General features: G+C 54.1%; 21 protein-coding genes and 2 tRNA genes. 8 read left to right on the top strand and 15 right to left on the bottom strand.

Translation table 11 applies throughout. The features are described 5' to 3' along the window. A partial coding sequence (locus QFX31_RS06300; RefSeq protein WP_348531267.1) for a zinc ribbon domain-containing protein occupies positions 1–152 on the top strand: 152 nt, incomplete at its 5' end. Between the two features lie 252 nt (positions 153–404). On the opposite strand, the gene QFX31_RS06295 is transcribed toward QFX31_RS06300, so the two are convergent. From QFX31_RS06295 to QFX31_RS06270, 6 genes are all read right to left on the bottom strand, one after another. Continuing rightward, positions 405–477 (bottom strand) — tRNA-Ala (locus QFX31_RS06295). A 12-nt stretch (positions 478–489) separates the two neighbouring features. Further along, entirely contained in the window at positions 490–759 is a 270-nt protein-coding gene (locus QFX31_RS06290; RefSeq protein ID WP_348531263.1) for an elongation factor 1-beta, read from the bottom strand. Positions 760–769: 10 nt separating this feature from the next. Further along, on the bottom strand, positions 770–937 hold the full coding sequence (locus QFX31_RS06285; RefSeq protein WP_297760919.1) for an HVO_2753 family zinc finger protein: 168 nt from the start codon (positions 935–937) through the stop codon (positions 770–772). Between the two features lie 341 nt (positions 938–1,278). Then, complete coding sequence (locus QFX31_RS06280) at positions 1,279–1,926, bottom strand: uridylate kinase (RefSeq protein WP_348531262.1); 648 nt, start codon at positions 1,924–1,926, stop codon at positions 1,279–1,281. 73 nt (positions 1,927–1,999) lie between these two features. Then, entirely contained in the window at positions 2,000–2,815 is an 816-nt protein-coding gene (locus QFX31_RS06275; RefSeq protein WP_348531261.1) for an NAD(+)/NADH kinase, read from the bottom strand. Next, positions 2,802–3,620 carry a bifunctional fructose-bisphosphatase/inositol-phosphate phosphatase gene (locus QFX31_RS06270; protein WP_348531260.1) on the bottom strand — a complete coding sequence of 273 codons (819 nt, stop codon included), beginning with the start codon at positions 3,618–3,620 and terminating at the stop codon, positions 2,802–2,804. The genes QFX31_RS06275 and QFX31_RS06270 overlap by 14 nt, the downstream gene beginning before the upstream one ends. Before the next feature lie 197 nt (positions 3,621–3,817). On the opposite strand from QFX31_RS06270, the gene ribC reads away from it, so the two are divergent. After that, positions 3,818–4,297, top strand: coding sequence for a riboflavin synthase (gene ribC, locus QFX31_RS06265; protein WP_348531259.1), 480 nt, complete (start codon positions 3,818–3,820; stop codon positions 4,295–4,297). Between the two features lie 74 nt (positions 4,298–4,371). On the opposite strand, the gene hisD is transcribed toward ribC, so the two are convergent. The 4 genes from hisD to QFX31_RS06245 are packed head-to-tail and all read right to left on the bottom strand — an operon-like array spanning position 4,372 to position 8,830. Beyond that, positions 4,372–5,652, bottom strand: a complete 1,281-nt coding sequence (gene hisD, locus QFX31_RS06260; RefSeq protein WP_348531258.1) for a histidinol dehydrogenase — start codon at positions 5,650–5,652, stop codon at positions 4,372–4,374. A 12-nt stretch (positions 5,653–5,664) separates the two neighbouring features. Then, positions 5,665–7,323: an ATP-dependent DNA ligase gene (locus tag QFX31_RS06255; protein WP_348531257.1), complete on the bottom strand. Its 1,659-nt coding sequence runs from the start codon at positions 7,321–7,323 to the stop codon at positions 5,665–5,667. Next, positions 7,323–8,330 carry a homoserine dehydrogenase gene (locus tag QFX31_RS06250; RefSeq protein ID WP_348531256.1) on the bottom strand — a complete coding sequence of 336 codons (1,008 nt, stop codon included), beginning with the start codon at positions 8,328–8,330 and terminating at the stop codon, positions 7,323–7,325. The genes QFX31_RS06255 and QFX31_RS06250 overlap by 1 nt, the downstream gene beginning before the upstream one ends. Next, on the bottom strand, positions 8,327–8,830 hold the full coding sequence (locus QFX31_RS06245; protein WP_348531255.1) for an amino acid-binding protein: 504 nt from the start codon (positions 8,828–8,830) through the stop codon (positions 8,327–8,329). The genes QFX31_RS06250 and QFX31_RS06245 overlap by 4 nt, the downstream gene beginning before the upstream one ends. A gap of 78 nt (positions 8,831–8,908) precedes the next feature. Here QFX31_RS06245 and QFX31_RS06240 point away from each other — a divergent pair, with 78 nt between their 5' ends. Both QFX31_RS06240 and QFX31_RS06235 read left to right on the top strand, forming a co-directional pair. Further along, on the top strand, positions 8,909–9,427 hold the full coding sequence (locus QFX31_RS06240; protein ID WP_348531254.1) for a NosD domain-containing protein: 519 nt from the start codon (positions 8,909–8,911) through the stop codon (positions 9,425–9,427). 357 nt (positions 9,428–9,784) lie between these two features. Beyond that, on the top strand, positions 9,785–10,240 hold the full coding sequence (locus QFX31_RS06235) for a DUF2124 domain-containing protein (protein ID WP_348531253.1): 456 nt from the start codon (positions 9,785–9,787) through the stop codon (positions 10,238–10,240). Positions 10,241–10,246: 6 nt separating this feature from the next. Here the strand turns inward: QFX31_RS06235 and QFX31_RS06230 are convergent. Next, positions 10,247–10,320, bottom strand: a tRNA-Ile gene (locus QFX31_RS06230). A 104-nt stretch (positions 10,321–10,424) separates the two neighbouring features. Here QFX31_RS06230 and QFX31_RS06225 point away from each other — a divergent pair. Together QFX31_RS06225 and QFX31_RS06220 are read left to right on the top strand one after the other, a co-directional pair. Next, on the top strand, positions 10,425–11,117 hold the full coding sequence (locus QFX31_RS06225) for a PspA/IM30 family protein (RefSeq protein WP_348531252.1): 693 nt from the start codon (positions 10,425–10,427) through the stop codon (positions 11,115–11,117). Then, positions 11,114–11,392: a hypothetical protein gene (locus QFX31_RS06220; RefSeq protein WP_348531251.1), complete on the top strand. Its 279-nt coding sequence runs from the start codon at positions 11,114–11,116 to the stop codon at positions 11,390–11,392. The genes QFX31_RS06225 and QFX31_RS06220 overlap by 4 nt, the downstream gene beginning before the upstream one ends. On the opposite strand, the gene QFX31_RS06215 is transcribed toward QFX31_RS06220, so the two are convergent. The 4 genes from QFX31_RS06215 to QFX31_RS06200 form a co-directional block, all read right to left on the bottom strand. After that, complete coding sequence (locus QFX31_RS06215) at positions 11,389–11,952, bottom strand: hypothetical protein (protein WP_348531250.1); 564 nt, start codon at positions 11,950–11,952, stop codon at positions 11,389–11,391. The two genes, QFX31_RS06220 and QFX31_RS06215, sit on opposite strands and share 4 nt — an antisense overlap. After that, entirely contained in the window at positions 11,952–12,815 is an 864-nt protein-coding gene (gene htpX / locus QFX31_RS06210; RefSeq protein WP_348531249.1) for a zinc metalloprotease HtpX, read from the bottom strand. Before htpX ends, QFX31_RS06215 begins: the two co-directional genes overlap by 1 nt. Positions 12,816–14,715: 1,900 nt before the next feature. Beyond that, positions 14,716–15,054, bottom strand: a complete 339-nt coding sequence (locus QFX31_RS06205) for a P-II family nitrogen regulator (RefSeq protein WP_348531248.1) — start codon at positions 15,052–15,054, stop codon at positions 14,716–14,718. 9 nt (positions 15,055–15,063) lie between these two features. Then, a complete protein-coding gene (locus QFX31_RS06200) occupies positions 15,064–16,272 on the bottom strand; it encodes an ammonium transporter (protein ID WP_348531266.1) in 1,209 nt (402 codons plus the stop codon). A 225-nt stretch (positions 16,273–16,497) separates the two neighbouring features. Here QFX31_RS06200 and psmB point away from each other — a divergent pair, with 225 nt between their 5' ends. Both psmB and QFX31_RS06190 read left to right on the top strand, forming a co-directional pair. Continuing rightward, the gene (psmB, locus tag QFX31_RS06195) at positions 16,498–17,121 is read left to right on the top strand and encodes an archaeal proteasome endopeptidase complex subunit beta (RefSeq protein ID WP_348531247.1); all 624 of its coding nucleotides are present in this window, start codon (positions 16,498–16,500) and stop codon (positions 17,119–17,121) included. Positions 17,122–17,142: 21 nt separating this feature from the next. After that, positions 17,143–19,050: a beta-CASP ribonuclease aCPSF1 gene (locus QFX31_RS06190; protein ID WP_348531246.1), complete on the top strand. Its 1,908-nt coding sequence runs from the start codon at positions 17,143–17,145 to the stop codon at positions 19,048–19,050. Positions 19,051–19,371: the final 321 nt, after the last annotated feature.

Here is a 19,371-nt window from a genome sequence, read left to right as displayed (position 1 = left end):
GCTCAGGTTGTGGTATCATCGTACCGAAAACGCTGAAGGATCGAGTCCACGAGTGCCCGCGATGCGGGCTCAGGCTTGATCGGGATCTCAACGCGGCATTAAACATTCTCACCCTCGGACTGAGGGGTAGAGCCTGTGGAGATACCGGATGAAACAGATCAATGAGACAGGAAGCTCCGGCCTTCAGGCCGGAGAGGAAGTCACCTCAGCTCGATTATCTATCCGCTCTTGTGTGTTCAGCAACTTAGAGATCGCGCAAGCAGGTTGCTGAAGGCACACATTCATTATCCAAGAACGCATAGCTGGGCCGTGCCTCTTCTGGCAAGTCATCATGGATAAGAGCGTATCCATCTTCACGTCGATGGCAAGGCTGCTGGAAACCCACGTTGAGCTCGAAAACCTGATGGACACGGCGGGATTCGGACCCGCGGCCTCTACCTTGCGAAGGTAGCGATCTTCCAGCTGATCTACGTGCCCACGAAAGGGAGGTCAGATGAGGCCTACCTCTTCGACCTCGACCGACTCCACGCCCTTCACCTTTGAGAACGCCTCCTCTACCTCGGATGTCCCGCCGCCTGCCTTGTCGTCGAGCAGGACAACGGCTATCAGCGCCTTGAGGCCGAATGCGATCGGTCGCACATCCATTGCGTGGAGCTTTGCGGATGGTGGAACAGCTGACCTGATGGATTCCTTCAGCGATTCCATGTCTATTTCAGTGCTCTCAGGCATGACCCTGATCTTTGCGGCTACAGTTCCCATCTTTAACACCTCACGGGCCGGTGAAACCACAGCTCTTGCATGTGTAGATATTGCTCTGCTTCTTGCATCTGTTGCATCTGGCGATGATCACACCACAGCTCGGACATGGAAATCTGACGCCTCCGGTGCCAAGCAGGGTAACACCGCACGATATACACTTCTCTGGTACGTCTTTCATGCTTCTCCGGTCACTCCTTCTTGACGTCCTGCTATAAACTTTGCGATCTGGATCGCACACGCTCAAAAAGCCGGGAAAATGCATTCGCCGTGCGCTCACTGAAGGGCGATCGTTCGCGCTGATGCATGGAATCATGATTTCATGCCATTTGGTGCAGGTTCTGTCATGCGATTCTGTCATGCCTCAACGATCTGCTCTCCAGTGGCTCATCCTGTTATCGGATTGGCGTAGAATGACGATCCACCACTTGACTCAATCCCGCTCTTCGATAATTCGCGGAGATGGGCCTCTCCAATCTCATGATTCCCTGATATGAGATTCGCAGAACGCTCGGGAGGATCTCAGCAACACTCCAGCGACCTGCTACAGATCACAGTCCCGCGGCACCTCTCAGGCAGCTCCTCCACCATCGCGATGAGTTCATCGGGAGAGGATCCGTTGAGAACGAAGCATCTTATCCCACAGGAGTCGATTATCCTCAGAGAGCCCTGATCCATGCAGCTAAGAAACCCCATGAGCTCAGATGCTCTCACATAAGGCACAAGCTTCCCTGAAATCAGAACCCCATCGACATCTGTCACCTTTATCATGTCCGAGCCTAGCCGGCATGCAACAAGAGCAGCGATGGAGTCTGATGTGTAGTCCCAGCTGTGCTCCAGCCCCCGGTCGTCCTCAAGTAGATACCTGTACGGCCTCAGGATCCGCAGACCCTGCGATGGAGATGGATCATCCACGAGCTCAGCGCCGGTCCCGTCTGCCAGGAGATAGGCGTACTCCTCCATCGCGAGAACCGCCATCCAGTGGGCAGCTTCGTCGCTCACCATGCCCCTGGCGTAGAGCTCCCTCACAAGATCCGCCATAGGGCCGCCTCCTGGAACCACCAGAAAACCGTACCCGCTCTCAGCGAGAATGCAGAGCCTCCGGACAATTTCCTTCGCGCATCCGATCAGACTTCCGCCGAGCTTCACAACATAAAAGCGCATGGGCATGATTTTGTGTTTAAGAGATGAATGGATCTCCAGCTTCGCGCATACCTCACTTCTTTAACACTGCGATCGCTGTTCAGACGAGCTTTGCCTTTACCTTCTCGTAGAACCCATCTCTGCTGGCCTTCACGAACCGCGCCGGCCTCTCAGCTCTCCGCATGACTATCTCATCACCGTGCGTGACCGTGGCCATCGTCTGTCCGTCGACCACAACCAGCGCCTCCTTTCCGGGGAGCTTCAGGTCGACCTCTATCACGCTGTCCCCGCGGATCACCCAGGGCCGGGCTGACAGCTTGAATGGAGCCACGGGCACCAGGACTATCGCATCCAGATGCGGATCCACTATGGGCCCGCCCGCAGACATCGCATATGCTGTGGATCCGGTGGATGTCGCGAATATCATGCCGTCTGCGCGAAGCCTCTCAAGGGGAGAGCCGTTGACCTTTATCTCGAAATCGAGCATCTTCGCGGGACTGGATGTTATGAGCGCGACCTCGTTCGTTGCTGGCGGGAGCCTCTCACCCCGCAGCAGTGTCTCGATCCTGGTCCTCTCATCAACCTCAAAACCGAGAAGCAGATGCTCTATGGTCCTGACCGCATCCTTAGGCTCGACATCGACGAGAAACCCCACAGTACCCATATTTATGCCGAGAACCGGCCTGGGATCCTCCATCTTGTGTATCGTCCTGAGGATCGTACCGTCACCGCCTATGGAAACTATGAAATCAACATCCATTTCCCCTACCGGCGTGCCCTTCAGTCCCAGATGCTCTGCGAGCTCCGGCTCGACGAAGATCTCAGCCCTGTCCCTGAAGTGGTCTATGAGAGATCCTGCAAGTCTTATCGATTCAGCATCGTTCCTGGAGACAAAGCCTATTCTAATGGGTACCACCCTCTACGAGCTTCAGTATCTCTCTGTGCATGAGACCATTTGAAGCTATCAGGTCCGTCCTCTCCCACATATTCCTGCTGAGGTGGAGCTTCTCTCCGAGAGAATCTGTGACCGTGCCCCCTGCCTCCTCTACTATGAGGATCCCGGCGATCACATCGACGACCCTGAGAGAGCCGCGGAGGTCGATGAAGGCGTCCAGCCTCCCGTCTGCGACGTAACAGAGCTCGAGCGATGCAGCCCCCAGGTTTCTCATCCTTCTCACAACATCTCCAACGCCCACGATCCTAGATGTCCTCGGCCGCATCGTGTAAGCGGAGATGCTGAAGTCCCTGAGGCTTGAGGTTCCTGACACCTTTATCCGATCCACTGCAGAATCCTCACGGTACGCTCCGCTCCCGGGCTCCGCGTAGTACCTGGTTCCCCTGACAAGGTCGCGCACGTATGCCAGATGCGTTGTGCCATCGCTTATGAAGATGGAAACTGCGTAAAATGGGATCCCGTGTATCGCGTTGAATGTGCCATCGAGCGGGTCGAGATGGATGAAGTACGCTGGATCCTCTCCGATGACGCTCTCCCCCATCTCCTCGCTCAGAACCCTGAATCCGCTGCCGAACTTCCTGAGAGGAGAGAGCGCCGCCTCCTCCGCGATCTGATCTATCGCCTTTGTGGGTGTCCCATCAGCTCCAATCTTTATGTGTGAGCCGGCGCCCGATGTTCCGGCTATGCTGCTCACCGCAGAGGCGACGTTATCAGACATCGAATCGCAGAGCGATTTCAGACTGGTGCCAACTGATGAAAGGCTCATGAAAATGCGTCTCCAGTATGCGGTTTGTGCTGATCTTGATTTATGATGTCCAAATGTATTATGCCTATAAATACCGTATCATCAATTGCCTGCATGGGAATAAACTTCCCCGCAAGAGCATTGTCTGGCACCACACACCCAGGCAGTGAGCCAGCAATGTGTGAAAGCCCGCAGAACACCGTACAGGAGCTCACACCATGAAACGCATAGGTATAGCAGATACCACATTTGCCAGGTATGACATGGCCAGGGCCGCGATTCGCGAGATAAAGAAGCACGCGTCCGTGGAGATAGTAAGGTACACTGTTCCGGGCGTGAAGGATCTCCCCGTGGCTGCAAAGCGGCTCATCGAGGAGCACAGGTGCGACATTGTCATCGCACTGGGTATGCCCGGCGCTGCGCCCATCGACAAGGTCTGCGCTCATGAGGCATCGACAGGCCTTATAATGGCCCAGCTCATGACGAACAGGCATATCATAGAGGTTTTCGTACATGAGGACGAGGCTGAGGACGAGCGCGCTCTGGTCAGGCTTGCTGAGAAAAGGGCGGCGGAGCACGCGCTGAACGCGGTCAGGCTGCTCTTCAGGCCGGAGGAGCTGACCAGGATGGCGGGCACAGGCCAGAGGCAGGGATTCGAGGACGCAGGCCCCCTCGATGGGGAGAGCGGAACGCACTGAGCGCAGCCCCATGATCGATGGAGCTTCCGCCTGGCTCTGCGAGCCTCACCAGAGAACACCGCCCCGGGTGCCAATCATCTCCTCATCCGGATCCGCACCGATTCCGCGTGTGCCCTCAGCCCCTCGGACTCGGCCATCTTTATTATGGCATCAGCAAGTGATTCAAGCCCATCAGCGGTCATGCTCTGTATGGATATCTTCTTCGTGAACGCATCTATGTTCAGGCCTGAGAAGATCTTCGCATAGCCGGCTGTGGGGAGCACATGGTTCGTCCCTGTTGCATAATCACCAGCTGCGACTGGAGTGTAGTGCCCGAGAAACACAGACCCAGCGCTTCTGACCATGTTCAGAGCATCCAGCGGATCCCTGACCATCAGCTCCAGATGCTCCGGCGCGAAGGCATTCGAGAACGCCATCGCATCGTCCATGCTCTCTGCGAAGAGAATGGCACACCGCTCCAGGCTCGCCTGGACTATGTCCCTCCGCTCCGCCCTCTCCATCTGAGATGAGATCTCGGCCTCGACCGCCCTCATCAACGGCTCGCTGGTCGTGACCACGACCGCTATGGATGACGGATCGTGCTCTGCCTGGGCGATCATGTCCGCTGCTATGAACTCAGGATCAGCAGATGAATCCGCTACGATCAGAACCTCTGAGGGGCCTGCTGGGAAATCTATCTCGACGCTACCCCTCACGAGCATCTTCGCTGCGGTGACGTAAACGTTACCGGGCCCGACTATCTTCTCAACCCGCTCGATGCTCTCGGTGCCTATCGCCATGGCGGCTATCGCCTGAGCTCCCCCAAGCTTGTAGATCTCATCTGCTCCGGCGATATCCGCGGCTGCAAGCGTTAGCGGGGCGATCCTGCCGGATCTGTCCGGAGGCGTGCACACGACCACCCTCTCAACGCCCGCGACCTTTGCGGGAATAACGCACATCAGCGCAGAGCTGGGATATGCGGCTCTACCGCCGGGAACGTAAGCTCCGACGCTCTCCAGCGGCACGACCTTCTGACCTGCTACGACCCCGGGCGCGACCTGGTAGAGCCAGAGATCCTTTGTGCGCTCCTCATCGTGGAATGCATAGATGTTCTGAGCTGCGATCTCAAGAGCATTGAGAACGGACTCATCAACAGCATCGTATGCTTCCTCAATCTCATCCTCTGAGACCCTGAAGCTCTCGATTCGCACCCCGTCAAACTGCTCCGTGTATCTCCTGAGAGCCTCATCGCCGTTCTCTGCGACGTCCATCACTATGTCATTGACCCTCTGCAGGACGTCCTGTATTCCGATCTCTCTCGAAAGGAGAACCTTCAGGTCCTCTGAACTCAGCTCGTTCAGCTTCTTCACGATCATTTTAAAAGCTCCTCACTTTTTTGATCTGCCCCTCTGAAGCCGGTATATCTCGCTGATCCTCTCCAGCGTATCAGCCTCAGATGGTGATTTGTCATCCCTCACCGCAATAAGCCTGGGGAAACGCAGGGCGTAGCCCGATGAGTAGTTCGGGCTCCTCTGGATCTCCTCGTATCCGACCTCGAATACGATCTGCGGATGGACCTCCACCTCCATCCCGCTCTCCTTGACTATCAGCTCCCGGAACATCTCGGTGAGCTCCGCGAGCATCTCATCCGTGATCCCTGTTGCGACCCAGCCGACGTCCTTCAGCTCCCCTGTATCAGGGTCGATGCACGCGAGCCTGTAGGATCCGAGAAGGTTCGCCCTCTTCCCCTCCCCCCACCTAGCCCCGATCACAATGAGATCCAGGGATTCCATAAGCGGCTTTATCTTGAGCCAGTTCTTGCCCCTCTTCCCCGGAGAGTAAACAGATGCGGGATTCTTGAGCATCACGCCCTCATGCCCGGCTGCAAGCGCCTCCCTGTAGATCTCCTCCACCCTTGAGACATCGTTCGTCACAACCTGCTCAGCGATGATCTCAGGATCCGCCACGCTGACAAGAACCCCACGCCTCTCCTCCAGAGGTTTATCCAGAAGGCTCACCCCGTCCACATAAATTATGTCGAAGAGGTGCAGGCTCAGGGGTATCCTCTTCGCTGTACTTGCGACCCCATACTTCCTGCGGAACCTCCTCAGGATCTCCTGGAACGGAAGCGGCCTCCCGTCCTCGCCTGTTGCCACAGCCTCCCCATCGAGGATTGCTGTTTTCGCCCTGACATGGTCTCTAACGATCTCCCGTATCTCGGGCAGGGATGATGTGACGTCCTCCAGCCTTCTGGAAAATATTCTCACGTTTCCGCCATCCTTGTGGATCTGGACCCGGGCGCCATCGAACTTCCATTCCACAGCAGTCGCGCCCTCTGCGAGCGACGCCTCGATGCTCTCGCCGATCTGTGCGAGCATCATCTTGATCGGGCGGTTTATGCTTATGCCCAGCTCGTTCAGCCTTCCGAGCTTCGCGTGCTCTGCGACCAGCCCGAGATCATTCGTCAGGTTGTACGCCCTCTCCACATCATCCTTTGATGCTCCAAATGCCTTTGCTACCGCATCCCGTACCAGACCCTCGCCGACGCCTATCCTCATGTCCTCCATCGCAAGTCTGGCTATATACTTCGCCTCCAGCGGCGATGCCTCGCTGAAGAGGTACTGGAGGTTCTTCACCCTGATGTCCTGGCTGCCCCTGCCGGAGGCCCTTGCTATCGAGAGAAACCTCTGATATACATCTTTTATATCCAGACCATCACTTCCGGAGAAGGCCGCAAGCGTGAGCGGTTTTCTCCTCTCAACAGCTCTGTACGCGACGAGCCCGGGATCTCCGGTGGTCCTGAGAAGCTCTTTTATCGCTTCTGTGCTCAGACCCGTGGCCCTGCATATGGATTCGTAGAGGAGGCTCGGGCCCACGCCGAGCTCTGTGTTTGGTATGACGACTCCCATGACGAAGCCGGCCACGATCCTCAGATCATCTGGCTCCAGATCTGAGAGAAAGGAGGCGAGTATGTCCGTCTTCTCCAGGGAGCCTGATGTCTGTGATATCCGCTCGCAGAGCTCTGCGAATCTCGCGAAGCCTGTCATCAGAATATCGCATCCACCCGCTTTGTCCTGTAGATGCTCACAATATCGCTCAGTATCGCAGCTGCGGTCTCCACACCCCCAGCCCCGAGACCCGTGACCGTTATCGTCCCTGAGAGGTCTGTGTAGATTGCAGCTGCGTTTAGAGTGGAGCCAACAGCGAGCGGGCTTTTTATGGGCACGAGCATCGGCCTGACCGTCAGCGCCGGCACCTCGCCGATCAGCTTTATTACATAGCCGTGCTTCTTCGCAAGCGCAAGGGCCTCAGGCGTGATCTCTGTTATGCCCCTCACCTGGACATCGCTGTACTTAACGTTCATGTTGAATATCGCGTTAGCCAGTATGACTATCTTTGCAGCGGTATCGACGCCCTCTATATCGTATGTTGGATCTGCCTCAGCATATCCAAGCTCCTGCGCCTCAGCCAGGGCCCTGCTGAACGGATACTGCTCATCGGCCATCCTTGTGAGGATGTAGTTGCATGTGCCGTTGAATATGCCGCGTATCCCCAGAATGGTGTTCCCGACGAGCGTTCTCTCTATGAGATTGATCAGGGGCATGGTGCCGCCGACGGTCGCCTCGAACTTGAGCATCACCCCGTTATCATCGGCAAGACGCTTCAGCTTATTGTATGCAACAACAAGAGGGCCTTTGTTTGAGGTGACCACGTGCTTTCCGTTGGAGAGGGCCTCCTCCATGTGGCCCAGGCCAGGCTGTCCATGAACTATGTTCGTCGGCGTGACCTCCACCACCAGCTCTGAGTTCACGGATCTTATGGTCTCCTTCGCGCTCATCTCAGAGTTCGCGATCTCCTGAAGGGTCTTATGGGCGAGAACCTTCTCCCCAGATATCCCATCCTCCTCAATCAGCGTGCCTGTGTGATCTGTGATGCTCACGATCTTAAGATCCAGTCCCAGCTCCCTGAGCATCTTGCGCTTCCTGCCGATGACATCAACAACTCCGTGACCGACGACACCGTAGCCGATCAGCGAGATCCTGACCTCTCTCATAGATCGTCCTCCACCGGCTCTATCACGAGCAGCTTCTTCTGAGCTCCAACATCACGCAGGATCTTCAGAGCCCTCTGCATCTCCTCCTTTCCTGTGGCCCTGATCTTCATGTACGCCGAGGATGGCTCATCAACGCCAGGCATGGAGAGGGAGAGGTCCATGACCTCTGCATACCCTGTCGAGTCGATCCTGCTAACAGTATCGCCGAGATCGCTGTCGAGAACATGGCCGACAAGTATCACCGAGACCTCCTCTATGAACCGCTCCTCACCTGCGCGCACAACGACGATCCCGCTCTTCTCCAGCTCTCTTTTGACGCCATCCAGCTTCGATCTGTCCATCTCAACGATGAGCCTCACAGGCACTGTGCCCCTGGGTGTCTTCCTGTCCCTGTGGTGCACAACGCTGATTATGTTCCCTCTTGCATCCTTTATGGGTTGCAGTGCTAGGAGCAGTTGCCCCGGCACGTCCTGCAGCTCCAACTCCATCGAAAGTCGCATACAATTCCCCTAAGTCGCTCTCTTCTCCAAATGCTTTTAAGACATAAAGCTTGTTGTGCATGCTGGAGATGTGATGGCATGAAGCTGCATTTGTGCATCATGATCGTGTACGTTATCACCTTCGCCTCGCTTCCTGCCACGGCAGTGACAGTATGCGGAGAGGGATGCGATTTCTCGAGCGTGCAGGAGGCGATTAACGCTGCGCATGCTGGAGACACCATCGAGGTCCACAGCGGGATATACTTCGAGCATGTGTACATCTCGAAGAGCCTGACGCTTATCGGATTGGACACCGGTGGGGGGATGCCCGTGATAGACGCAGAGGGTATCGGCAGCGCAATAACGATAAGCGCAGACAATGTGACTCTGAGTGGTTTTAAGGTCACGAACTCCGGGAAATGCGGATGCGGGAACGCCGGCATAAATGTCCTCTCGAACAACAACACGATCACAGACAACGTAGCGCAGGGCAACAAGTACGGAATCCACTGCACCGGAAGCAGGAACACCTTCATGAGGAACAACATCAAAGACAACGAGATCAGCATGCAGGATGATGGCAAGGACAACGTGTGGGATGCGAAAGAGGAGAGCTGATAGATCATAGGTAGATCCAGTCTCAAAACAGCCAGCCGTCTCAAGCACATTGCACAAGTGCCCTGGAACCCTGATGCATTGCAGGATCGGGTCGTGTATCCGAATCAATGAATGGAATTTCAGAAATCGGCATTCACTGGCACAACAGATCACAAATACTGCGATACCACATGCCGCTGGGTTCGATGCTCTTAGTACACGACCCAGAATCATTTATCTAGTCGATTGCCGATACTGTTTTTAGATGACTTGCTGACAGCGGAGACGATATGTGATTCAGCGCTATGGCGCCGCTGGCATTGCAGGGGAGACATATAATACTAATATTGGATGACATATTAACGTGAGGTCTCGAGTATGGAGAAGGTACAGGATGTCAAAGGGCTTGGTGGAATGCTGAATGGCTTCAGGGACATGGTGAAGGAGTACGAGAGCATCACGTTCATAGGCTCTCCTGGATTCTGCACGCCGTTTGCGCTCTTCCTTGGATATCCTGTGAGGGAGAAGAGGCTGGCATTCGTGCCCGGGCTGAGCGCGGACAGGACGCGCAGGGTCATAGCCACCGAGTACGGAATGGAGCTGGGAGACAGATGCTCCCCTGATGCGGATGTCCTCGTCGTCCTTGGTGGAATGGCGATGCCGAAGATCGGCGTCAGCATCGAGGAGATGAAGCAACTTCTCAGCAGAATCCCTCACAAAAGCGTCATGGGCGTTTGCTTCATGGGGATATTCGAGAAGGCCGGATGGTGCGACCGCATAGAGTTTGATTACGTGATGAACACCATCATAGAGGGCGATATAGCAAAAAGATGAAAAGAATGGGCCCGACGCGATTCGAACGCGTGACCTCACGGTTATCAGCCGTGCGCTCCGCCAGGCTAAGCTACGAGCCCGCGAACGTGGTGTCTGATAGAGCGTCCAGCTTATAACGTTTTCCCTTCGAGACGCGCCCGGGCTGTGAGATATGAGTGATGCATGCTCAGAGAGGATGATTTGAATGGGTCTTTTAGATCGGATGGGAACGATTGTTAAATCGAAGATGAGCAGGATAATGGACAGGATGGAGGATCCGAGAGAGGTGCTGGATTACTCCTATGAAAAGCAGCTCGAGCTGCTCCAGAACGTCAAGAGGGGCATCGCAGAGGTCGCCACATCAAAGAAGCGCCTGGAGCTCCAGCGCGCCAGGCTTGCGCAGAGCGCGGAGCAGCTCGAAGGGAAGGCGCGCGACGCCCTGAGCTCCGGAAGGGAGGATCTCGCAAGGCAGGCGCTTGAGAGAAAGGTATCCCTGCAGAACCAGATCGAGATCCTGGATTCGCAGATCGCTGAGCTGGACCGCGAGGAGCAGAAGCTCATCGCTGTAGAGACGCGCCTCTCGACGAAGATAGAGACGCTTCGCGCAAGGAAGGAGGCGATAAAGGCGCAGTACTCAGCTGCGGAGGCACAGGTGAAGGTGACCGAGTCTGTGACTGGCATAAGCGAGGAGCTCGCGGACGTCGGCCTTGCAATACAGCGCGCTGAGGAGAAGACCGAGGGGATGAAGGCCCGCGCTGCAGCTCTCGACGATCTCCTGGAAAAGGGGGTCCTCGAGGACTACACAGGCGGGGATGCACTGGATCGCGAGCTCTCTAAGGTGAAGACATCAAGCGCTGTGGAGGCGGAGCTGGCCAGGCTCAGGGGTGAGACGAAATGATCATCAGGATCATGGGCGAGGGCCAGTACAGGGCGCCTGACACCATCATCGAGGATCTTAACGCCATAGACAACCGCATCGTGGAGCTTGTGGAGAAGGGCGACAGAGAGGGGTTCCGGAACGAGCTGCTCCGGATGGTCTCGCTGGTCAGGGAGCGGTGCGAGCCGCTGGACGCAACGGAGATCGTAAAATCCGATCTGATACTCCCGCCTCCGGATCTGACGTTCGAGGAGGCGAGGGGCATATTCAGAGGTCAGGGTCTTATCGAGGATTAGAGCGGCATCTCCCATATGGGATACCACCGCTCCACATCCTTTTCTATGGGAAGCTCTTCGGCCATAACAGACCTCAGCCTTAGCTCCAGCGCGCCATCCCGGCCGGATGCACCGGATGGGACGAACGGATAGTATGCGCCCAGCTTGAAGCTGAATATCCAGTAGACCTTGTATCCATCAGAAAACGGGTACACAGCGCACAGAAGCTGCTGTCCGAGGCCGCTGTCTGTGAGGCTCCTGGCGACCATGTGGATTCCAGAGACGAGATCCTCGAAATCCGGATCCTTGAGCACAACCCACAGGTAGCCGTAGCTGTCATTCTCAAGGCGGTATGCAGTGCCAGCCTCTCTCGATCCCAGCTTGAGCAGGTCCTCGATCTCGGCGCGTGTGCGCTCGTAAGCCGATGACTCCAGGGGCTTTACGCAGATCGCTGCGCTTCCGGTTGGCTTCAGCCCCAGCTTCGCCTCGAGCGTGATTCTTGCTGTGGCTATGGCGAAGAGCCTCTCAGACCTAGGCTGTGGCAGCCTTGTGGAGCCCAGAAGAAAGTCCAGGAATCCCATCAGAGGATCTCCCTCTCAAGGCGCTCGAGAGCCGCTATTCTAGCCTCGATTGGTGGATGTGTTGACAGCAGGTTCGCTATTGCGCCCGTGGGAATTATGAAGAACGCGTTCATACCCTCGACCCTCCTGAGATCCTCTCTCGGAATCCTGGCCATGGTTCCGCTGATCTTCATGAGGGCAGATACAAGAGCCGATGGTCTTCCTGTGATTATCGCTGCGCCCCTGTCAGCAGAGAACTCCCTGTACCTGGATAGCGCTCTTATGAGTATGAAGCTCACGATCCACACTATCAGAGAGACAAGCCACACCGCGACGAGGCTGCCCGACTCCCGGTCACGCCTGTCGCCTAGGAAGAATATGTTCTGGACTATCACAGATGCCACTGTCGAGAGGAAGCTCGCGATCGTCATCACCGCCACATCTCTGTTTTTGATGTGTGATAGCTCGTGTGCGAGAACAGCCTCCAGCTCGCTTTTATCAAGCCTTCTGAGAAGACCGGTGGTGACTGCGACCACTGAGCTTGACTGGCTCCGGCCGGTGGCGAATGCATTGGGTATATCTGTGCGGACGACCGCTATCCTGGGCTTTGGGAGACCTGCTATGGCGCAGAGCCTGCCCACAAGCTCGTGAAGCTCCGGAGCCTCGCTCTCAGAGACGATCCGCGCGCCGACACTGGCCAGGGCTATCTTGTCAGAGTAGAAGTACTGGATGAAGAGGAATATGCCCATTATCAGGACGACACCCTGTATACCAACACCCATGGCCATTATGACGTTGATGAATATCAGGTACACAGCTGCGAGCAGGAACATCGTCAGAAGCATCCTCGCCTGCAGGCCCCGATCAGCGCTCCATCGTACCATGACTCACACCTCAATGGCAGATATTGCTCATGAGATATAAGCGATTTGTTGCCAGCAGTCAGTATCTGGGATGCAGTTAGCAGATCGCCTTAGTCGCGGCTAAGAAAGCATCTCACCATAAATTTATAAAATACGATTTATCTTAACAAACTGCTGTGCTGGATAACCCTTCGAGATAACGTCTCCAGATGTCGATTCTGATCTATTCTCTACGCGTTCCTGGAATCGTCTTCTGGTTGCGGATTTTTCATAATTTATCCAACACAGCATTAACAAACTCTCACTTTTGAGGGTTCAGCCCAACAATTTTAAAATTCTAAAATTAGAATTGTATTGTTAATTTAAAATTTTATAAATAATCAAATAATATAGATATCTTAAATTTAATTTGTTTTAAAAATTTTATTTATAATTTTTTAAAATTTATATGTAATACTTACATTGTATCTTTAAAAAAGATTATCATAAGAAATATATGAATATAAATAATAGTTTTTAATATTTCTATATAAGATACATTATGTGCACCATACACAATAATATATGTCTTATTTCAAGTTATCTGTATTGATGAACATAATATTATAAATTTATATTTACCCGTTGAGTGTTTAGTTAGGTCGTGAAGATTTATTTTATAATTTATACATTAAATTATGTCCCAGCAATGCTTTATTCACACATGATATGAGCATTGCGATATATGATTTTATGAAATCCTCCTTGGAGCAGTTTTATGTGCAGTGAAGGAGGGGTATACGCACCATGAGGGGCAAATTCACATATCATGTGGAATAAACAAGCTCGCAAAAATGGTGCTTCTAAGATGAGCATCAGGATCGATACCATATGATATGTGAATATATGCTGGTAGACCCAAATGTTTCTCCGATACGCGCACACAATTCGGCTTGCGCATGTGAGTTTCTGGAGTGGGAGCTCGGGCCGCACCATCTCAGTAAAGCAGAAGCTTCAGCATACCATTCGCAGGTGGGTGTCTGCTCATATCATTGAGATCATCAGCATTTGTGAGATATTATGCCGATAGACATCGATTTCATGACTGGCCATCCGATGAATCGACCATATGATAATGATGGCTTTAGTGTGGTATATTGTAACTGCTCCGCACTCCCCAGATGATCGATGACTCAAGTGAACTCAACCCATAATTCGTCGCCCACATATGATAAAATTTATAATAATCTAGTACAAAAATAATTTGTTTTTAAAAATTAAACTTTTTTAAGTACAAAAAATTTATTAAAAATTATTTAAAATTTTAAAACAATTTAATTAATTTTTAAATTTTTAATAAATAATATTAGATCGATTTTGTTTTTATTAAAAATAAAATTTTCATATAATTTTTGTGGCTTGGACATTTATCAGATGCATCCGTCATAAAGTGAGTGTTTTTAGGGTATGGCCAGAGTTGAGAGCCTGAGTTTCCCGTGAGGCTTACATATGCCTGCAGAGCCACTGGTTCCGCGATGCTTCGCCAGCGAATGAAGGAGTATTTCCAGCAGCCGGCTTGTAGAATCCTCTAAATTGCGGACTCATAAGAACGCCCGAAAATCCAGGGGAGGCTCATGTAATCGAATCATCGGTGCTGTGTTGGATAAGTCATGAAAATCCGCAAGCAGAAGACGATTTCAGGAATACATGGAGAATAGACTGGAATCGATATCTGGAGACGTCATCACGGGAGGTTATCCAACACAGCAAATCATCGGAGGCAGCAAACTCTGGTAACTCCAGTCGGTGGTACAATAGATTCTGCCTCTTTTTCTGTACCAATCGGCCAAATCACAGGATGAGCCAAACGAGAACATGAGAAGACAGACAGAGAGGCTTCCTGAAAAAGATGAAGAAGCGTACCTGCACAGGCACGCTTCTTTCATTGCAGCTTCCCTTCCACCTCCCCGGTCCTCACCTTTCCAGACATCAAGACGGGCATGACAAAGATTCTGCCATCTCCGAACCTGCCGGTCCTTGCAGAGTCGCATATCGTTCTCATGACCGTCTCCACATCCTCATCTCTGACAAACATCTCTATCTTCAGCTTCGGGAGCATATCGACCTCGATGCTTCCGCCGCGGTACTGGAGCCTGATGCCCTTCTGCTCGCCCCTTCCCAGCACCTTCGTCACGGTCATGGCCACGAAGCCCTTCTCCTCGAGGGCCACCTTCACATGACCCAGCCTCTCCTCTCTGATTATCGCCTCAATCTTCATCATCCTGAACCCTCACGCGTAGGCCTTCTCGCCATGGACTGCGATATCCAGACCGACATACTCCTCATCCTCCGTCACCCTGAGACCGAGGGTGGCATCCACCAGCCTTGCCAGCACGTAGGACATCACGAAGGCATACGCCACGGATGCCAGCGCAGCTATGAGCTGGGCTGTGAACTGATCCGGGTTCCCGTATATCAGTCCTGAGTAGCTGTTTACAGCGGGGCTTGCGAATATCCCCGTCGCCAGTGCTCCCCAGAGCCCGCCGACGCCATGAACCGCCCAGGCGTCCAGGCTCTCATCAAGCCCGATGCTGACGCGGAAGAGCAGAGCTGAGTAGCAGATGAGCCCTGCGAACGCTCCTATTACAAGCGCTGACATGGTGTCGACATATCCTGCAGCAGGCGTTATCGCCACGAGCCCCGCTATCGCCCCGCTGACCATGCCCAGAGCGCTCGGCTTCCCTCTGACCCAGCTGCCCAGGAGCCATGCGAGCGCTCCTGCCGCTGCAGAGGTGTTCGTCACCACAAACGCGCTGGCAGCGAGACCTCCAGCAGTGAGCGCCGAGCCTGCGTTGAACCCGAACCATCCGAACCAGAGGAGGGCGGCGCCTATCATCGCCATGGGTATGTTGTGCGGCTCCAGCACGTAGGTGTCGAAGCCAACCCGCTTCCCTATCACAAAGGCGATCGCAAGCGCGGAGAAGCCCGAGCTTATGTGGACCACAGTTCCACCCGCAAAGTCGAGGGCTCCGAGGCTCGCGAGCCAGCCGCCCGCCCACACCCAGTGTGCCAGCGGATCATAAACCAGTGTGGTCCAGAGGATGCTCAGCACTATGAAGGAGCTGAGCTTGATCCGCTCGGCCACCGCAGATGTGAGTATGGCGAGGGTCACGGCCGCGAAGACCAGCTGGAACATCATGTATGCGAGATGCGGAACCGTCCCGGCCAGAGGGGCCTCGCTCATTCCGACGTTGCGCGTGAAGATGAAATCAAGACCGCCTATCAGGCCCATGATATCGGAGCCGAATGAAAGGCTGTAGCCCACCAGCACCCACTGTATGCTCGCCAGCGATATCGCCAGGAACGACAGAGATATCATCGAGACCACAGACTTGGAGCGGACAAGCCCGCCGTAGAACAGGCCGACGCCTGGGGTCATGAGCATCACCAGCGCAGCTGAGATCATGATCCAGGCCGTATCCCCTGTGTCTATTGCCAACAGAATCACCTGAAAAACCAGATAAGAAGTTTCTTATAAAAAGATATTTGATAATTTTTCTTAAAAATTATGAAACATTGCGCTCTCGACTCCTATCTTCGAGTGGAGTGCCAGCAGGCATCAGACCCGCGACGCAGCGGTCCACAGCTCGGGATGAGAAAGTTTATATATGGACTGGCATAGAAGAGAGCCTGTCGTTTTCTAGTTTTAGTACGAGGTATCCAGATGGTCGAGGCGTTCAAAGGTACAACAACGGTTGGCATAGTCTGTGATGGGGGTGTGGTTCTCGCCTCAGAGAGCCGTGCCACCATGGGCAGCTTTATAGCCAGCAGGACAGCTAAGAAGATCTACCAGATCGACGACCTCGTAGGGCTTACCACGGCAGGAGTTGTTGGCGATGCCCAGGCTCTTGTGAGGATGATACAGGCAGAGGCGAGGTTATACAGGATGCAGAGGGGTGAGCCACTCACAATCAAAGCGATAACATCTCTCCTCTCGAACATCCTCAGCGCGCGCCGGTACTTCCCGTTTCTGGTGCAGCTCGTGGTCGGTGGCGTTGACAAGATGGGGCCGAAGATATTCTCCCTCGATGCGCTTGGAGGGCAGATCGAGGAGCACGATATTGTCTCCACAGGCTCAGGCTCGCCCATAGCATACGGCGTTCTGGAGTCTCTTTACAAGCCCGGTCTAAGCATGCAGGATGGCTCGGTGCTCTGTGTCAGGGCGGTCCACACTGCCATGAAGCGCGACTCGGCCTCGGGCAATGGTATAGCTCTCGTGAGGATCACAAAGGACAGATATGAGGAAGTTCCAACCTCCGAGGTGGAGGAGATCGTGAGATCTCTCTGATCTATTTTTGGGTGTGTTCTTTTGTCGGTTGAGGATGTTCTATCAGAGCTCAGGCGCAGGATCCAGAGCAAGTTGCCTGCAGACATTAACGTCACAGGTCTGGAGTTCGAGGGCCCTGAGCTGGTAATATACACGGACGATCCGAGGCGGCTTGCTGACGACGGCGAGATCATACGGTCCCTGGCCAAGGATCTCCGGAAGAGGGTTGTGGTCAGGCCGGATCTGAAGGTGCTGATGGATCCTGAGGAGGCCATAAAGCGGATACAGGAGGTCGTGCCGAAGGAGGCAGCTCTCACAAACTACTACTTCGATGGAGAGACCGGTGAGGTGATAATAGAGGCTGAAAAGCCCGGGCTTGTCATCGGAAGGCATGGTGCGACACTCAGGGAGATAACCAAGCTGATAGGCTGGACGCCAAAGGTTGTGAGGACACCGCCGGTCAGGTCATCGACAATTGCAAACATCAAGGACTACCTGAGATCCGTTCAGACCGAGCGTAAGAGCATACTCAGATCCATCGGCAGGAAGATACACAGAGATATAGCGTCGAAGGATCAGTGGGTCAGGATATCGACTCTCGGCGGGTGCAGGGAGGTCGGAAGGAGCTGCATGCTTCTATCGACGCCGGAGTCGAAGATCATCATCGACTGCGGAATAAATGTGGGCTCGGATGACAGCGCCACGCCGTACCTCTACGTTCCTGAGGTGTACCCGCTGAGCCAGATAGATGCGGTTGTGTTAACACATGCACACCTCGATCACTCCGGGCTCGTCCCGATGCTGTACAAGTACGGTTACGAGGGGCCAATTTACTGCACACCACCGACAAGAGATCTGTATGTGCTTCTACAGCTGGACTACATTGAGGTGGCGGGGCGCGAGGGCAAGAGGCTCCCGTATGAATCATCGATGATAAGAGAGGCCCTGAAGCATACGATAACCCTGAACTACGGGGATGTCACCGATATAGCTCCTGACACAAAGCTCACCATGCACAACGCAGGGCACATCCTGGGATCCGCGATAGCGCACTTTCACATTGGCGACGGCCTGTACAATGTAGCATTCACAGGCGATTTCAAGTACGAGAGGACGCGGCTCTTCGACCCTGCTGTCAACAGCTTCCCCAGGCTCGAGACGCTGGTGATAGAGGCGACATATGGAGGAGCAAACAGCATTCAGCCTTCGAGAAAGGACGCTGAGAACCACCTGCTCAAGGTCGTGCGGGAGACCATAGGCAGGGGCGGGAAGGTGGTGATACCGGCGTTCGCTGTCGGCAGGAGCCAGGAGGTGATGGTGGTTCTCGAGGAGGCCATACGGAAGGGCCTGATCGAGGAGTTTCCCGTCTACCTGGACGGCATGATCTACGAGGCCACAGCGATACACACAAGCTATCCCGAGTACCTGAACAACGAGCTTCGGGACATGATCTTCCACAAGGGAATAAACCCCTTCCTCGCCGAGTGCTTTGTACAGGTCGAGAACTCCAAGCAGAGGGACGAGATCATAAACGGGGAGCCAGCGGTCATCCTGGCCACAAGCGGCATGCTCAACGGCGGGCCGATAATGGAGTACCTCAAGGGTCTCGGACCGGACGAGAAGAACACGCTCGTGATAGTCGGATACCAGGCTGAGGGAACACTGGGGAGAAGAATCCAGAAGGGCTGGAAGGAGATACCGCTCACCGTCGAGGGGAAGACGCAGACGGTCAAGATGAACATGGATGTCATCACCGTGGATGGATTCTCAGGCCACTCCGACAGGAACCAGCTCATGGAGTATGTGAGAAGGGTGTATCCGAAGCCCAGCAGGATCATCACAAACCACGGCGACGAGAGCAACTGCCTGGATCTCGCGAGCTCGATCTACAAGAAGTACAGGATACCGACATCGGCTCCTATGAACCTGGAGACGATAAGGCTGGTGTGATCGATCCAGCTTTACCATCCCATGTTTATAAGCTCCCGGAGTACGTATGCGATCGGTCTGGCCACCGGCCACTGCTATGGACGGTAGCTGTTTCCGCTGGCACTCACTGGCCGGTGGTCTACCATCATTGAGTTGATCTTGATGGGCCGGCTCCCTTTTATGTGTTTGTTTTGACCAACGTCGGCAAGGAAATCGATATCCCGGGATCTGTTAATACTTGTCCGATGCCATAAGAGCGGGGTCGATTGCTACGAATCGCCTAAGTTATTGCGTTTTTGCTTATCCACACGTCGTTGCTGTGTTGGATAACCTCCCGTGATG

Source organism: Methanothrix sp. (genome assembly GCF_030055635.1).
Lineage (GTDB): Archaea > Halobacteriota > Methanosarcinia > Methanotrichales > Methanotrichaceae > Methanothrix_B.
Note: the sequence above shows the minus strand (reverse complement) of the source record. Positions and strands in the feature narration are given on the sequence as shown.

Excerpts from the sequence above, each read along its gene's own strand:
- hisD (WP_348531258.1), bottom strand. The coding sequence starts at position 5,652 with ATGATCGTGAAGAAGCTGAACGAGCTGAGTTCAGAGGACCTGAAGGTT.
- QFX31_RS06240 (WP_348531254.1), top strand. The coding sequence starts at position 8,909 with ATGAAGCTGCATTTGTGCATCATGATCGTGTACGTTATCACCTTCGCC.
- QFX31_RS06225 (WP_348531252.1), top strand. The coding sequence starts at position 10,425 with ATGGGTCTTTTAGATCGGATGGGAACGATTGTTAAATCGAAGATGAGC.
- QFX31_RS06285 (WP_297760919.1), bottom strand. The coding sequence starts at position 937 with ATGAAAGACGTACCAGAGAAGTGTATATCGTGCGGTGTTACCCTGCTT.
- QFX31_RS06250 (WP_348531256.1), bottom strand. The coding sequence starts at position 8,330 with ATGAGAGAGGTCAGGATCTCGCTGATCGGCTACGGTGTCGTCGGTCAC.
- ribC (WP_348531259.1), top strand. The coding sequence starts at position 3,818 with ATGAAACGCATAGGTATAGCAGATACCACATTTGCCAGGTATGACATG.
- QFX31_RS06215 (WP_348531250.1), bottom strand. The coding sequence starts at position 11,952 with ATGGGATTCCTGGACTTTCTTCTGGGCTCCACAAGGCTGCCACAGCCT.
- QFX31_RS06280 (WP_348531262.1), bottom strand. The coding sequence starts at position 1,926 with ATGCCCATGCGCTTTTATGTTGTGAAGCTCGGCGGAAGTCTGATCGGA.
- psmB (WP_348531247.1), top strand. The coding sequence starts at position 16,498 with ATGGTCGAGGCGTTCAAAGGTACAACAACGGTTGGCATAGTCTGTGAT.
- htpX (WP_348531249.1), bottom strand. The coding sequence starts at position 12,815 with ATGGTACGATGGAGCGCTGATCGGGGCCTGCAGGCGAGGATGCTTCTG.
- QFX31_RS06270 (WP_348531260.1), bottom strand. The coding sequence starts at position 3,620 with ATGAGCCTTTCATCAGTTGGCACCAGTCTGAAATCGCTCTGCGATTCG.
- QFX31_RS06290 (WP_348531263.1), bottom strand. The coding sequence starts at position 759 with ATGGGAACTGTAGCCGCAAAGATCAGGGTCATGCCTGAGAGCACTGAA.
- QFX31_RS06220 (WP_348531251.1), top strand. The coding sequence starts at position 11,114 with ATGATCATCAGGATCATGGGCGAGGGCCAGTACAGGGCGCCTGACACC.
- QFX31_RS06205 (WP_348531248.1), bottom strand. The coding sequence starts at position 15,054 with ATGATGAAGATTGAGGCGATAATCAGAGAGGAGAGGCTGGGTCATGTG.
- QFX31_RS06255 (WP_348531257.1), bottom strand. The coding sequence starts at position 7,323 with ATGACAGGCTTCGCGAGATTCGCAGAGCTCTGCGAGCGGATATCACAG.
- QFX31_RS06235 (WP_348531253.1), top strand. The coding sequence starts at position 9,785 with ATGGAGAAGGTACAGGATGTCAAAGGGCTTGGTGGAATGCTGAATGGC.
- QFX31_RS06245 (WP_348531255.1), bottom strand. The coding sequence starts at position 8,830 with ATGCGACTTTCGATGGAGTTGGAGCTGCAGGACGTGCCGGGGCAACTG.